15 protein-coding genes are annotated in these 14,394 nt (G+C 63.0%); 6 read left to right on the top strand and 9 right to left on the bottom strand.

All coding sequences use genetic code 11. From position 1 onward, the window contains the following. Positions 1-118: 118 nt before the first annotated feature. The gene (locus RA24_RS02785; RefSeq protein WP_039189836.1) at positions 119-616 is read right to left on the bottom strand and encodes a GNAT family N-acetyltransferase; all 498 of its coding nucleotides are present in this window, start codon (positions 614-616) and stop codon (positions 119-121) included. 90 nt (positions 617-706) lie between these two features. Here RA24_RS02785 and RA24_RS02780 point away from each other — a divergent pair, with 90 nt between their 5' ends. Together RA24_RS02780 and RA24_RS02775 are read left to right on the top strand one after the other, a co-directional pair. Next, on the top strand, positions 707-892 hold the full coding sequence (locus tag RA24_RS02780; RefSeq protein ID WP_039189621.1) for a DUF6324 family protein: 186 nt from the start codon (positions 707-709) through the stop codon (positions 890-892). A gap of 125 nt (positions 893-1,017) precedes the next feature. Continuing rightward, positions 1,018-2,565: a hypothetical protein gene (locus tag RA24_RS02775; RefSeq protein ID WP_039189608.1), complete on the top strand. Its 1,548-nt coding sequence runs from the start codon at positions 1,018-1,020 to the stop codon at positions 2,563-2,565. Positions 2,566-2,630: 65 nt separating this feature from the next. Here the strand turns inward: RA24_RS02775 and RA24_RS02770 are convergent, their stop codons facing one another. Continuing rightward, positions 2,631-3,113, bottom strand: coding sequence for an MmcB family DNA repair protein (locus RA24_RS02770; RefSeq protein WP_039189833.1), 483 nt, complete (start codon positions 3,111-3,113; stop codon positions 2,631-2,633). A gap of 349 nt (positions 3,114-3,462) precedes the next feature. Next, positions 3,463-3,789, bottom strand: coding sequence for a hypothetical protein (locus tag RA24_RS02765; RefSeq protein ID WP_039189606.1), 327 nt, complete (start codon positions 3,787-3,789; stop codon positions 3,463-3,465). 218 nt (positions 3,790-4,007) lie between these two features. Here RA24_RS02765 and RA24_RS02760 point away from each other — a divergent pair, with 218 nt between their 5' ends. Then, a complete protein-coding gene (locus RA24_RS02760) occupies positions 4,008-5,087 on the top strand; it encodes an acyltransferase family protein (RefSeq protein ID WP_152612797.1) in 1,080 nt (359 codons plus the stop codon). Between the two features lie 6 nt (positions 5,088-5,093). Here RA24_RS02760 and nusB read toward each other — a convergent pair whose 3' ends face one another. The 4 genes from nusB to RA24_RS02740 all read right to left on the bottom strand — a co-directional run bounded on the left by nusB (position 5,094) and on the right by RA24_RS02740 (position 8,057). Beyond that, positions 5,094-5,576 (bottom strand): transcription antitermination factor NusB, encoded by a 483-nt coding sequence (gene nusB, locus RA24_RS02755; RefSeq protein ID WP_039189599.1) that lies wholly within the window; start codon positions 5,574-5,576, stop codon positions 5,094-5,096. Then, a complete protein-coding gene (locus tag RA24_RS02750) occupies positions 5,573-6,124 on the bottom strand; it encodes a 6,7-dimethyl-8-ribityllumazine synthase (protein WP_039189597.1) in 552 nt (183 codons plus the stop codon). Before RA24_RS02750 ends, nusB begins: the two co-directional genes overlap by 4 nt. A 1-nt stretch (position 6,125) precedes the next feature. Continuing rightward, positions 6,126-7,253: a 3,4-dihydroxy-2-butanone-4-phosphate synthase gene (ribB, locus tag RA24_RS02745; RefSeq protein ID WP_039189595.1), complete on the bottom strand. Its 1,128-nt coding sequence runs from the start codon at positions 7,251-7,253 to the stop codon at positions 6,126-6,128. A gap of 216 nt (positions 7,254-7,469) precedes the next feature. Further along, positions 7,470-8,057: a riboflavin synthase gene (locus RA24_RS02740; protein ID WP_019294723.1), complete on the bottom strand. Its 588-nt coding sequence runs from the start codon at positions 8,055-8,057 to the stop codon at positions 7,470-7,472. Between the two features lie 163 nt (positions 8,058-8,220). Here RA24_RS02740 and RA24_RS02735 point away from each other — a divergent pair, with 163 nt between their 5' ends. The 3 genes from RA24_RS02735 to RA24_RS02725 all read left to right on the top strand — a co-directional run bounded on the left by RA24_RS02735 (position 8,221) and on the right by RA24_RS02725 (position 12,761). Beyond that, entirely contained in the window at positions 8,221-9,513 is a 1,293-nt protein-coding gene (locus RA24_RS02735; protein ID WP_039189593.1) for a capsule biosynthesis protein, read from the top strand. Between the two features lie 95 nt (positions 9,514-9,608). Further along, positions 9,609-10,742 carry a polysaccharide biosynthesis/export family protein gene (locus tag RA24_RS02730; RefSeq protein WP_019294725.1) on the top strand — a complete coding sequence of 378 codons (1,134 nt, stop codon included), beginning with the start codon at positions 9,609-9,611 and terminating at the stop codon, positions 10,740-10,742. Between the two features lie 6 nt (positions 10,743-10,748). Continuing rightward, positions 10,749-12,761, top strand: a complete 2,013-nt coding sequence (locus RA24_RS02725; RefSeq protein WP_039189589.1) for a capsular polysaccharide biosynthesis protein — start codon at positions 10,749-10,751, stop codon at positions 12,759-12,761. Positions 12,762-12,793: 32 nt separating this feature from the next. On the opposite strand, the gene ribD is transcribed toward RA24_RS02725, so the two are convergent. Further along, positions 12,794-13,891, bottom strand: a complete 1,098-nt coding sequence (gene ribD / locus RA24_RS02720; RefSeq protein WP_082020309.1) for a bifunctional diaminohydroxyphosphoribosylaminopyrimidine deaminase/5-amino-6-(5-phosphoribosylamino)uracil reductase RibD — start codon at positions 13,889-13,891, stop codon at positions 12,794-12,796. Further along, positions 13,891-14,358, bottom strand: coding sequence for a transcriptional regulator NrdR (gene nrdR, locus RA24_RS02715; protein WP_019294728.1), 468 nt, complete (start codon positions 14,356-14,358; stop codon positions 13,891-13,893). The genes ribD and nrdR overlap by 1 nt, the downstream gene beginning before the upstream one ends. Between the last annotated feature and the right edge of the window lie 36 nt (positions 14,359-14,394).

The following is a 14,394-nucleotide window of genomic DNA, read 5'->3' as shown; positions in this document are numbered from 1 at the left end:
TTTCAGAAATCCGCTGTACCAGATTGCACATTCTCCAGTTCCCGGGCGGCACAGGCGAGAACGCGGAAAGTTGTCCACAACCGCTTGCATTCAAACCTAATTTTCCGCCCGCCCCTGCTCAGGCCAGTGCGTCCTGAAACGACAGGCTCCAGGTTTGTTCAACCAGATCCTGACCGTAATTGCGCACTGCGCGGCTGTCCTGCAACTGCCAGCCGAAGGCTTGGTACAGAGCACAGGCCGTGCGGTGGCTTTCGTGCGTTTTCAGCATCATGCCGCGGTAGCCCGCACCCCGGGCAAACTCCATGCAGTCGCGCAGGAGCCGCTTGCCCAGCCCCTTGCCGCGCGCCTTGGGCGTCAGGAGGAACAGCCGCAGCTGCGCGGTATCTTCGGTCTTTTTCATGCAGAACACCGTGCCCAGCCGTTCCTTGCCGCTGACCGCCATCCAGCCGCGTTCGCAAACCGGGTCATGACTTGCGCAGAAGCTGTGCACGATATCCGCGACCTGCGTTCCGAAACTGCCGTCGAAACCGGCCTCTTGGGCATAGATATCCTGGTGGCGGGCCACCAGCCATTGCATGTCAGTAGGGGCGAATCGGCGCAGCGTTACATCCATCATGCTGACAGTGTAGCGCAAACCCGGCTTGTGTTTCAGCCTGTACCCGGCTAGCACCAGCATTCAAGCAGCTGGCCGCCAGTGGAGTGCAAAATGGGCATCAATACCGAACGCGACGTGGAAGCAAACATGCAGATCGGGCAGACCGACCAGGGCATGGTGCGGATCTTCATCGAGGCGGGCGGCGTCGAGATCCCGATGGACTTTGACCCGGAAGAAGCCGAAGAGATCGCCGACGAGCTTCGCGCTGCGGCCCAGGCGGCCCGCACTGTCAAATAAGGCAAGCTTTCGGAAAATCCGACGCTGTTTTCACGCGAATTTTCTGAACTGCAATTTTAACTATTATATCTATCTAAAGCCCCAAGGCTCACCCTTGTGCTCAGCCAGTTATCGGAGTGAGTACAATGGTGAACCTGACGAGCAGCGCAGCAACCCCCTTCTTCTATTCGGCGCAGCTGACCGCCGTGACCAGCGGCGCGAGCGCCTCTCTGGGCGGGATAAACCCTGCCCTCGGCGTGAGCGCCGATGAATTGCAGCAGGAGGCCAACGGGCTGTTCGGCAGCCAGGGCCGCCGCGGACCGGAAGGACTGCCGCCGGCGGCGCACGGCTGGGAGAAACCGCAGGTGCAAACCGCAGTTGTGAAACTGGGCGGTGCACCGGCAAGCCCTGCCCCTGTTCCACCCCCTGCGCCCGCTCCTGAAGCCGCAGCGCAGCCTGGCGCCATAGCAGCACCCGCTGCACCGGAGGCGACCGTTGCGCTGCAGCCCGCCCCCGCTCCCGCAGTGGAGGTCCTGCCGCCTCAGGAGGTGACACAGGCCAGCGTGGCCAGCCCGGAAGCCAGCTATTACGAAAAGCGCATTGTTGAAATGGCCAAGGCGCTGCATGCACTGGCCTCTCAGCCCTGGCCGGAAAATTCTGTCGCACTGATCCTGCTGACTGGATTGCCCGAAGAACAGGTTGAAGCCCCGGTGCAGCCAGCAGCAGAGCAGCCGCAATCCCCGCCGCAGGACATTCCCGCCACCGTGGCGGGTACGGCGGCAACCGCAGGCGATGACAGCGTGGAACTGCGCGCCGATGTCATCCGGCAGGTTGCCACCGGCGACGGGGCTGATGCCGTGGCGCTGGAAGGGCGCATTGTGCAGGGCATTCACACAGACCGCGCGTCCGCCCAGCCTTTTGAAGGCCGCGGCTTTGGCTATGGGCGCAGGTTCGGACGCATGCAGGGCAACGCCTTCGGGCACCAGAACGCCCCGGGCCGTGGCCGCTGGCAGGCGCAGTTTGCCAATGCGGATTCGGTCTCGATCCGTGCCCGCCACGCCCGCAACATCAGCACTGGCGGCGGCGATGACGCAATCGCCATTCAGGCGGGCACACTTCGCGGGGTCCGAGCGGGAGATGGCAATGACAGCATTGCGGTGGCGGCTACACTTGTGTCGCGCATCCGAGGCGGTGCGGGCAACGACATGATTTCAGTCGCGGCGCAACGCGCCCTGCGTGATTGGCAAGAGGGGCCGGCACCAGCGTTCAATCCCGGCGCGCCGGCGGCGGAGAAGATGCGCCAGGCGCTCAGCAACTATGCGCAGGTCAGCGGCGGCAGCGGCGATGACCAGATCACTCTGCAGGTGGGCGAGACCCTGGCCGCGCGCGGCGGCAGCGGCGACGACCAATTCACGCTGCAGGGCGGCACCGTGGCTCTGCAGTACAGCCATGGCGACGGCCACGACACTGTCGAGCTGACAGAGGGCGCAAATGCTGTCGTGCAGCTGCGTGAGATGGGGGCCTCCGCCTATAGCGCCAGCCGCGACGGCGACACGCTGACACTGAGTTTTGATACCGGCGGCAGCATTACCTTCACCAATGTCGCTCAAGGCGGAGCGATTGGTGTCGCCACTGACCCGAACGCCCCCATAGCGCTGCTGCACCAGCCCGCCGCGCTGAACGCAACGGCCTGAACCAGCAGGGCCGCCTGCAGCGCGCCGCAGGTGCGCTGCCTGGCCCAAGGCGCCCGCAGCCCGGATCACCAGTCCGGCTGTTCCTCTGCTGCGCCGCCTATCAGCAGCCCATCCTTGCCCGGACGCGGATCGCGCAGGACCTGCAGGCGGCGGGCGGCGTCCATGGCGAACTTCTGAACCAGTTTCTTGCGCCGGGCCGGCGCCAGCTTATCTTCCGGCGCCATGCGGATGACTTCTGCATCGTATGGATCGGCAATGATCAGCCCGGTGCCGTCGGGCAGCAGCTCTGTTGGGAAATCCATGTCCACCGCCCAAAAGTAGCGGTCGCACCATTCCAAATACCCCTCCCACTTGCTGTCGGACTGGAAATCGGCGCGGCTGGACTTGCATTCGATCACCCAAAGCTCGCCCTTGGGGCCAAGCGCCATCACATCAACTCGCAACCCGCGGGCCGGCACGAATTCCTCCAGCGGCGCATAGCCGAGCGACCGCAGGTAGCGCGACACGCCGCGGGCGAGTTTCTGTCCTGGTTGCAGATCTTCCATCATGCGGGCAAATGTGAACAATTGGGGAACAAAATGCAATGCCGCGCTTTTGCCGCGAAACGCTGCCGGATGCGGCCTGCCCCCTTGTATCGGCGCCTCTGGCAGCTTACTTACGGGCTTGGCGGGTTCTGCCCTTCTCGTGACAGGCAGCATTCCGGTGGCCTTAAGCAATTCCGAGGGAGCTGGCTCTGTCCGGATCCTGGTCCGTTTACCTGGCGCCCACCTGTATATACAGGTCCTCGGGAATCAAAGCCGCACGGTTGACTGGTGGTCCCGCCGCTTTTCCCCTCAGCAGAAACAAAACCGCGCCTTCCGGGTGGAAAGCGCGGCGGAATGTGTGCTTGAGAGCGGTTCAGCGGCGGCGCAGTTGGCGCTGCTGGCGCGAGGTTTCCTCTGCCGGGACGCGCACTGGCTGGAATTCATGCGCCACCGGGGTGCCGCCGCGGGGGCCATCGTTTTTCTCTGCCATGGCCATCACTGCCCAAGCGAACTGAACGCCTGCAAACACGATGCCATTCATGAACCACAGCAGGAACACCGCCAGCAGCCCGACGTCAGAGGCGGAGACCAGCGCCCAGAGGTTCATTACGTTGAACCACAGGAGCATTGCCACAAAAGCCGCAGCGATCCCAAAGCCTATCACCACGTTGCGGATATACATTTTCACCAGTTCAGGCATCTCAAGTCCCCCAGATAAGCAAGAGGAGGTTATCAGCCTTTGCGGCGGCGTCCAGCGCTTGTTTGCCGCATCAGCACAAAATTGAAGAGCAGGCGAAACTTTGCCTTTTCACGCCTATCTGCGTGGCGATCCGGCTTGCGGCAAACACACCATAGGTTGTAAGCCGAAGGGAAGCCATTTCCTAATTTCATGATTTGAACCAGTTCAGGAAATTCAAAATGACAGAATTTTCCACCGCCTTAGCCAAAGGCAAAAACGCAAGCCTGCCTTCCGTTCGTGGAAAACCTCAGGTTCACAACATCCAGTATCTTCGCGCAATCGCGGCAATGGGCGTAGTTGTTTTCCACGCAGGCTCTGTCCTGAGGGCTGGGAACATCAGCTTTGAGCCTCTGGCGTTCGGGGCAAGCGGCGTAGACCTGTTCTTTATTATTTCCGGTTTCGTCATGGTCTACACGACCCATGACCAAATGACCGCCCGAGAGTTTGCCGCCAAGAGAATGATCCGCGTCGTTCCGGTATATTACCTGATTACCCTCTTGGTCTTCGCGATTTCCATCGCAGCGCCATCACTGCTGCAGGCAACCACTTCGGATCCGGTGCAACTGATCAAATCGCTTTTGTTCATACCGTTTGAGAAGTCCAACGGGCTGGTTCAGCCGATTGTCTTTGTCGGCTGGACCTTAAACTATGAAATGGCTTTTTACGCATTGTTTGCAGCCAGCCTGCTGCTGCCTGCGCACCGGACCGCCTTTGTTCTGGCCGTTCTTGCGGCCGCGGTCTGCTTGCATCCGTTTGCCAATGGAACGCTGGCCGCGTTTTATACCTCGCCGATCCTTCTGGAGTTTGCCGCCGGTATGATCCTTGCCCTGATATGGCGAGGCCGCCGCAACCGCCGGACCGGTGTCTTGTTAGTGTGCGCTGGCATCGGAGCCGTCATTCTGCTGGCTCAAATCCCGGGATTGCACCGCAGCCTGCTCTACGGCCTGCCCTATTTGGCCCTTACGGCTGGCGTGCTCCTGCTTGAAGGCAGCATCAGGCACAACAGGATACTGGCTCTCCTGGGCGACGCGTCATATTCCATCTACCTGACGCATTTCTTCGTGACCCAACTCTTCGCCAAGATCATCAAAGGCCTTGACGCAGGCCCGGGCGTGGCCCTGATTGCCTTTGCGGCCTCAATCATTGCCGCAGCAGCCGCAGGTGTCCTGTTTCACAAGATTGTGGAAGCACCGGTGACCCGCAGCCTGAGCGGCACACGGAGCAAAAAGGACAAGGCCCGCCGGTCCGCGGCGGTCTGAAGGAAATCAGAAGGCTTCCGGCCGGGCCTCGCGCGCCATGTGGTCGAGCACGGCGTTGACAAACTTCGCCTCCTTGCCTTCAGGGAAGAAGGCGCGGGCGATATCGACAAACTCGTTGATCACCACCTTGGGCGGGGTGTCGGACTGGGTCAGCTCCGCACCGGCGGCGCGGAACAGCGCCCGCAGCGTCGGATCGATGCGGGCGATCGGCCATTTCGCCACCAGCGCCCGGTCGGTCATCTGGTCGATCTTCGCCTGATGGTTTACCGCCTCGCGCACCAGTTGGCGGAACACCTTAGTGTCGCCTTCCGCCATCTCGTCGCCCTCATAGACAGCGCCGAAACGGTGGTCCTCAAACTCGACGATCACCTTGTCGAAGGTGAGGCCGATGTGTTCCATCTGGAACAGCGCCTGCACGGCGTATAGCCGCGCTGCCGATCTCATCTGATTCTTGCCGTTGCCCTTGGGGCGGCTGTCCTGGGTGCTCATGCGCTGGTGGATCCGTTGTCTGTACCGGCAACCTGGTAGGCCCCTGCGGGCGCCTTGAAGCCGATGCCTTTGGTCTGGGCGCCCCACTTACGCGTGAGTGCGATCAGATGCAAGGCCGCAGCAGCCGCGCCGCCGCCTTTGTTCTGATCGGCAGTATCGGCGCGCACTTCTGCCTGCTTGCGGTTTTCCACGGTCAGAATGCCATTCCCGATGCAAAGGCCCTGCAGCCCCATCAGTTGGATCGCGCGGGAGCTGTCATTGCAGACGGTCTCATAGTGGGTGGTCTCGCCGCGGATCACGCAGCCCAGCGCCACGTAGCCGTCGAAGTTGGACGTGCGGTCGGCAATCGCAATGGCGGTCGGCACTTCCAGCGCACCGGGCACTTCAACGATTTCAAACGTGCCGCCTGCGGCTTCGATCTCCGCCGCGGCGCCCGCAACCAGGTTGTCGGCGATATCCTTGTAATAGGGTGCGACAACGATCAGCAGTTTCACCGGCTTGTCGAATTCCGGGCGCGGCAGGGTGTAGTGGGTTTCATGTCCAGCCATTTCAAGCGTCCTTCAGAATGGGGCAGCTGCCGGTGATGGACAGCCCATAGGCGTCCAGCCCGACATATTTGGTCGAGGGCGAGTCGGTCAGCAGGACCAGTTCGTGCAGGCCCAGGCTCGACAGGATTTGGGCACCGATACCGGTCTGCTTGATGGTTACCGTGCGCGGTCCTTCGTCCTCATTAGCATAAAGCGCATTGCGCGGCTGGCGGAACAGGGTCACGACACCGCGGCCCTCCTCGGCGATGATCTCCATCGCGCGGGGCAGCTGGCGGGCAGATTTCGGGCCGAGGCCCAGAATGTCGGTCGCCTCATGCAGCGCGTGGGTGCGCACCAGCACTGGTTCCGGCGTGGTAATGTCGCCCTTGATCATCACCACATGCTCGATGCCGTGGGTCTGGTCAGTAAACAGCCGCATTTCCCACTCGCCGCCGATTTCGGAGTTGACGGTTTCGCGCGAGGTTTCCACCACCAGGTTGTCGTTGCGGGCGCGGTAGGTGATCAAGTCGGAGATGGTGCCGATCTTCAACCCGTGCTTCTGCGCATATTCCACCAGGTCAGGCAGACGCGCCATGGTGCCGTCTTCCTTCATGATCTCGCAGATCACGGAGGACGGGTAGTGGCCCGCCAGGCGGGCGACATCGCAGCCGGCCTCGGTGTGGCCCGCACGGACCAGCACCCCGCCCCGGCGCGCGCGCAACGGGAACACATGGCCGGGGGTCGCAATGTCGGCGGCGGTCTTCTCAGGATCAATGGCAGTGGCCACGGTCAGCGCCCGGTCAGCGGCGGAAATACCCGTGGACACGCCCTCGCGCGCTTCGATCGATACGGTGAAGGCGGTTTCGTGGCGCGAGGAGTTGTGCAGCGCCATCATCGGCAGGCCCAGTTCCTCGATCCGCTCGGCTGGCATGGTCAGGCAGATCAGGCCGCGGCCGTGGGTCGCCATGAAGTTGATCGCCGCCGCATCGGCATGCTGGGCCGGGATCACCAGGTCGCCCTCGTTCTCGCGGTCTTCGTGGTCGACAAGGATGAACATGCGGCCCTGGCGGGCCTCTTCGATGATCTCTTCGATCGGGCTGATGGCATCGCGCAGTTGCGCCTCAACCGGCCCCGGTGTTTCAAAGCTCATATGGCAGCCTTTCAATGCGCATGGGCAGCACGCCTGGCACTGCCGGTTCTTTCCCAGCCAGATAGCCCAGGCCGGCAGCAAATGCCAGTCCTGCAAACGGCAACCGGACGTCCGGACGCGTCCTGTGCATGGATGCACAGGTTGCTGAGGGGCGCTGCCCCTCGGCCTCCGGCCTCACCCCGGAGTATTTTAGGAAAGATGAAGGGGCGGGCTCGTTCAGCCTGCCTCGTGCAGCCGGGCGACGTAGCGGGCCAGGGTGTCGATTTCCAGGTTGATGCGGTCGCCCAGCTTCACGTCACCCCAGGTGGTGACTTCCTTGGTGTGCGGAATGAAATTGATGCCGAAATCGCAGCCATCCACATCATTCACCGTCAGCGAGGTGCCGTTCAGCGCGACGGAGCCCTTGGGCGCGATAAAGCGGGCCAGAGCCTGCGGCGCGCGCAGGGTGACGCGGGTGCTGTCGCCCTCGTCTTTCATCTCCACCACTTCGGCGACACCATCCACATGGCCAGAGACAATGTGGCCGCCAAGCTCATCGCCGACTTTCAGGGCGCGCTCCAGGTTCACACGCTTGCCGACGGTCCAGCTGTCCAGGTTGGTCTTGGACACGGTCTCTGCCGAGATCTGCACGTCGTACCAATCGTCGCCCAGCGCAATCACGGTGAGGCAAACGCCATCAGAGGCAATCGAGGCGCCGAGGTCGATAGTGGCAGTGTCATAGGCGGTGCGGATGCGGGCGCGCAAGTCGCCCTGCTGTTCCAGTTCGGCAATGGTGCCCACATCGGTGATGATGCCAGTAAACATGGGTGCGCTCCCCGCAGGTCATATGTCATTCCTGCCGCAGAGGTAGCCAAGCGGCGCAGCCTTCACAAGCCCCGGCTTGTGTTTGCGGTGCGCACAGCCATAGTTTCGCCCCAGTCAAATGTTAATCAAATCCTGAAAATGCTCCTGTAAAACCTTTCTCGTGATGCCAAACGCCCCTGTGAAACACCGCAGCTTCCTTTTCCTGCAAGGCCCGCATGGTCCATTCTTTGCGGCGCTTGGCCGGATGCTGCGCACCGCTGAGTGCGAGGTTGCGCGGGTTGGGTTCAATGCAGGCGACCAGGCATTCTGGCGTGGCAGGGACAGTTATATTCCCTTTACCGGACGCCCTCAGGAGTGGCCCGGATTTCTGACCGGCCTGCTGGACAGCCGCAGTGTCACGGACATCGTCCTGTACGGGGACACCCGCCCCATTCATGCGGCCGCAGTTGAGGCCGCACGGCAACGCGCTATCACCGTGCATGTGTTCGAGGAAGGTTACTTGCGGCCCTATTGGGTCACCTATGAGCGCGGTGGCGCCAATGGGCATTCGCGGCTGATGGACATGACAGTGCCCGGGATGCAGGAAGCGCTGGCACTGTCAGACATGGAGGCACCGCTGCCCCCTGCACACTGGGGCGACATGCGCCAGCATGTGTTTTATGGCGCGCTTTACCACTGGTTCGTGATGTTCCGGAACCGCAAGTACCGCAACTTCCGCCCGCACCGGGCGCTGCCGGTGACCAAGGAATTTCAGCTGTACCTCAAGCGGTTGCTGCTGATGCCCGTGCAGGCCCTGGAACGGCGGCTGGCGGAGCGGCGCATCCGCAATGGCGGCTTTCCCTATCACCTTGCGCTGTTGCAGCTGGAGCATGACAGCTCCTTCCAGAAACATTCGCCTTTCAAGAGCATGCGCGATTTCCTGGATGAAGTGATCCGCGGATTTGCCGAGGGGGCGCCGCGCCACCATCACCTGGTGATCAAGGCGCATCCGCTGGAGGACGGACGGGCACAGGTGCGCCGCACGCTGCGCCGCCTGGCGCGGGAACAGGGCATCTCGGGCCGGGTGCACTATGTCCGTGGCGGCAAGCTGGCGCAGCTGTTGAACGAGGCCCGCACTGCAGTGACTGTCAACTCCACCGCGGGGCAGCAGGTGCTGTGGCGCGGCATACCTTTGCGGGTCTTCGGGCGCGCGGTCTACGGCAAACCGGAGTTCGTTTCGGAACAGCCGCTGGCCCAGTTCTTTGCCGCCCCCTGCCGCCCCGACAGCCGCGCCTACAAGGATTACCGCCGGTTCCTCCTGGAAACCTCGCAGGTGCCGGGAGGCTATTACTCCCGTGAAGGCCGCCGCCAGCTGCTGCGCCAGGTTGCAGACATGATGCTTGCAGATGAAGATCCTTATGACGCGTTGCGCCTGGGGACAGCGGCACCGCGGCAACAGTTGCGCTTGGTGACCTGACCCGGCTTTTCCCAAAGACTGGATTTTTTGCTGCCAGCCGGTTAGGTTGCCGGTAAAACTTGAGGCAAACAATAACAGGTCGAGGAGACCGAGCAGTGAAATCCGTTCCCCTTCGCTGGGCGCGCCCCGTGGCAATGCTGGCAGCATTGACCCTTGCTGCGTCCTGCGGGCTGCCGAAAGTCGGCCCCAACAAGCGCCAGATATTTGCCGGCTCGGTGCAGCGCGAAGGCGATGCTTTCATCGTATCGGTCAATGACCGCGTCGCACGGGCAACCGCCGTGGTCCCCGCTCTGGGCTTTTCTTCCGGGTTCACCTCCGCAGGCAAGCTGACCTCTGACACGATCCGTCCCGGCGACGTGCTGGGGCTGACTGTCTGGGAAAACGTCGATGACGGGCTGCTGGCGGCCGAGGCCACCAACGCCACCGTGCTGGAAGAGGTGCAGGTCGACAGCGCCGGCTTTATCTTTGTGCCCTATGCCGGCCGCCTGCGCGCGTCTGGCAACACTCCGGACCAGCTGCGTGAAACCATTACCAAAAAGCTGGAAGACCAGACACCTGACCCGCAGGTGCAGGTGCGCCGCCTTGCAGGCGACGGTGCTACTGTCAGCCTGACAGGGGCCGTTGGCGGCCAGGGTGTTTACCCGATCGAACGCCCGACCCGGACCCTGTCAGCGATGCTGGCGCAGGCCGGCGGCGTGACGATCCAGCCTGAGATTGCCCAGGTCACCGTGATCCGCGGTCAGGAAAAGGGCAAGATCTGGTTCCAGGACCTCTTTGACCACCCGGAACTGGACGTGGCCCTGCGCGGAGGCGACCGCATTCTGGTGGAAGAAGACACCCGCTCTTTCACCGCGCTGGGTGCAACCTCCGCCCAGGCGCGTGTGCCGTTTGAAAGCCAGGACCTGTCGGCGCTGGAAGCGATTGCCCAGGTCGGCGGCCTGATCTCTACTGCTGCAGACCCGACCGGCGTCTTTGTGCTGCGCAACGAACCCGCCGAGATCGCCAACCAGGTGCTGGGCCGGGACGATCTGATCGGCGCACAGCGGATGGTCTATGTGCTGAATCTGACCCAGCCGAACGGGCTGTTCATGGCACGTGACTTTGTGATCCGCGACGACGACACCCTGTATGTTACCGAAGCACCATACGCCCAGTGGACCAAGACCATCTCGCTGCTGCTGGCGCCGGTGGGCTCACTGGCCAGCACCTCTTCCGCGGTTAGCGGCTAAGGCCTGATGCATCTGACTGCAGGCCGCCAGGAAGCCGGGAGCAGCGCGTCCCGGCTTTTTGTTTACAACGGCGGATTTCTGACCCAGCGGCGGGTGCGGCGGATTCTGGAACTGTCCGGATACTCCATCCGGCTGGGCCTGCCGCAGCCGGAAGACCTGGTGGGTATCTGGGGCGCCTCCCCCACCGCGCACCGGGGGCTGGCAGTGGCCGCGAAACGCGGCTGCGGGCTGCTGCGGGTGGAGGATGCCTTCCTGCGCTCGCTTCACCCCGGCCGCGCCGGTGAGCCGCCTGCGGGCCTGATGCTGGACCGCTCGGGCGTGCATTTCGATGCGGCGGAACCGTCGGATCTGGAACAGCTGCTTGCAGCCCACCCTCTGGATGACGCGCATCTGATGCAACGGGCGCGCGACTCCATTACCCGCCTCAAGTCAGCGCATCTCAGTAAGTACAACGCGTTTGATCCCAGCGCATCAGTGCCCGAGCCTGGCTATGTGCTGGTTGCTGATCAGGCGCGTGACGATGCCTCCGTTACAGCCTCACGAGCGGACCGGGCGCGGTTTCTGGAAATGCTGGCGTTTGCACAGGAAGAGCACCCTGGCGCGCGGGTTCTGATCAAGACCCATCCCGAGACGCTGCGCGGATACCGGGCGGGATACTACGACGCGGATGATGCGAATGGGCGTGTGCAACTGTTTACAGGCAGTGTCTCCCCGTGGGCGCTGCTGGACGGGGCCATCGGGGTTTACACGGTCTCATCGCAACTGGGTTTCGAGGCAATCCTGGCGGGTCACAAACCACGGGTGTTCGGTCAGCCGTTTTATGCGGGCTGGGGCTTGAGCATCGACGACAACGCTCCGTCCCGGCGCCGGCGGCAGCTGACCCGCGCGCAGCTGTTCGCCGCCGCGATGATCCTTTACCCCAAATGGCACGACCCGTTCCGGGATGAGCTGTGCGAATTGGAAACGGTACTGGACAATCTGGAAGCCAAAGCACGGGCCTGGCGGCAGGACCATCAGGGTTGGGCCGCCTCCGGCATGAGGCTGTGGAAGCGCAAACCGCTGCAGAAATTCTTTGGTGCCGAAAAGCGGGTGCTGTTTACGGAAGATCCTGCTGAGGTACAGGCCAGCGGCCGCAAGCAAATGGTCTGGGCTGGCAAAGCCCAAGAGGTCAATGCAGGCGCAGTGCGGGTGGAGGACGGTTTTCTGCGCTCCCGAGGACTGGGGGCGGAGCTGGTGCCCCCTCTGTCGCTGGTAACTGACCGGCAAGGGATCTACTACGACCCGCGCCAGCCATCGGATCTGGATGCTCTGATTGCCCGCCGTGTGGAGATGACCCAGGCCGAGGAGCGGCGGGCAGAGCGCCTTGTGCAGTCCCTGATCAGGGACGGTGTTTCAAAGTACAACCTAGGCGGCGGTACCCCTGCCCTGCCCGAAGGCCGCCGCATATTGGTTCCGGGCCAGGTGGAGGACGACGCCTCGATCCTATGCGGCGCTGACGAGGTGCGGACAAACCTTGACCTGCTGCGCTCTGTGCGGACGGCCAATCCAGAAGCTGTTATCATCTATAAACCGCATCCGGATGTGGAGGCAGGCCTGCGCAAGGGCCAGGTCGCGGCAGAAGAGCTGGCCGATGTTGTCGCCAGCCAGGCCGATCCGATGGCGCTGCTCAGCAACGTGCAGGAAGTCTGGACGATAACCTCTCTTCTGGGGTTCGAGGCACTGCTGCGCGGGGTTAAGGTTACCACGCTTGGCACCCCTTTCTATGCCGGCTGGGGGCTGACAACCGACCTGGCGCCGGCACCGTCCTGGCGGCAGGCGCAGGTGCCGCTGATGGGGCTCGCCCACGCAGCGCTGATCGACTATCCGCGCTACTTCGACCCGGTGACCGGCCAGCCCTGCCCGGCCGAAGTTGCCGTGATGCGCCTGCGCGAGGGACACTTGCCGCATCCGGGCCTCAGCAACCGGCTGCTGTCCAAGCTGCAGGGGCTGTTTGCCACATACGCCCATCTGTGGCGCTAAATCGCGCCCGGCTGACACCAGAAGATCTGCGCTCAGCGCAGCGCCCGGGTCCAACGGTGCAAAATATCCTTGCCAACAGGGCGCGCCTCGACCAGCTCGAACCGTGGTGCTTCCTCCAGCCTGCCGATCCCCAGCGCACCGATAGAAGGCAGCCCCTCGGCACCAATCCCCAGACCGGCGGTAAAGCCGATCAGCTCATCCACCAGATCAAATGCCAGCAGTGAAGCCGCCAACGCACTGCCGCCCTCACAGAACACGCGAGTGAGACCGGCATCACCAAGCTGCTGCAGAATATCTGCCGCATCCAGTTGCACGCCATGCGAAGCGCAAGGGATCAGTCTGGCCCCCAGCCCCTCCCAGGCGCGGATGCGTTCCTGATCAGCTCCATGGCCGTGGCATAACCAGACCGGCACGTCCTTGGCGGTGCGGGCCAGCTGGCCCATCAGCGGCAGGTCCAGGTGGCGCGAGATCACTGCCCGAACAGGTTGATGCTCCACACCCAGATCGCGCACTGTCAGCGAAGGGTCATCCGCCCGCGCGGTGCCGCCGCCCACCATCACCGCATCGTGGCGGGCGCGCATCGCGTGCACGGCCCGGCGTGCGTCCGGCCCGGTGATCCATTTGCTCTGGCCCGACCCGGTGGCAATGCGGCCGTCAAAACTGCTGGCCAGTTTCAGCGTCACCAGCGGGCGGCCCTGCTCGGTCCTCAGGAAAAACCCTGCGTGATCCCGTGCTGCCTGGGCACCCCAGACGCCGGTGTCCACTCTGATGCCTGCATCCCGCAGCATCCGGAACCCCTGACCGGAGACCCGCGGATCACTGTCCCCGATCGCGGCAACAACCCGCGCAACCCCTGCGTCAATCAGTGCCTGAGCACAGGGCGGCGTTTCCCCCTGATGGGCACAAGGCTCCAGCGTCACATAGGCAGTGGCACCGCGTGCCGCTTCTCCGGCCTGCGCCAGCGCCTCGGTTTCCGCATGCGGACGACCGCCCGGTTTGGTCCAGCCGCGGCCAACCACCCGGCTGCCCTGCACAATGACGCAGCCTACGGCCGGGTTCGGCCAGCAATTTCCCTGCCCGCGCCGCCCCAGAGACAGCGCCAGCGCCATGTAACGGTGATCTGTGTCCATTATTCTTCCGGCGCCACCGGCGGGCGCAGTTCGTGGACAAAGTCCTCGAAATCATCTGCAGCCTGGAAGTTTTTGTAAACACTGGCAAAACGCACATAGGCCACAGTGTCGATCCGGGCCAGCGCCTCCATCACGATCTCGCCGATTTTCTTGGAGGGAATATCGGTCTCACCCATGCTCTCCAGCCGCCGCACGATGCCGGAAATCATCTGGTCGATCCGTTCCGGCTCAATCGGGCGCTTCTGCATCGAGATGCGGATCGAGCGCTCCAGCTTATCGCGGTCGAAATCCTCGCGCTTGCCGTTGGTCTTGATCACCACCAGATCACGCAGCTGCACCCGTTCATACGTTGTGAAACGGCCGCCGCAGGCCGGGCAGAACCGGCGCCGCCTGATTGAAACATGATCCTCGGCGGGGCGTGAATCCTTGACCTGAGTGTCGATATTTCCGCAAAATGGGCAGCGCATCCGCCTGCTCCCTCAATCCTGTCAGCCTGTTTATTG

It is taken from the genome of Leisingera sp. ANG-M6 (assembly GCF_000813905.1).
Classification (GTDB): domain Bacteria; phylum Pseudomonadota; class Alphaproteobacteria; order Rhodobacterales; family Rhodobacteraceae; genus Leisingera.
This window is presented reverse-complemented; position numbering and strand designations above follow the sequence as displayed.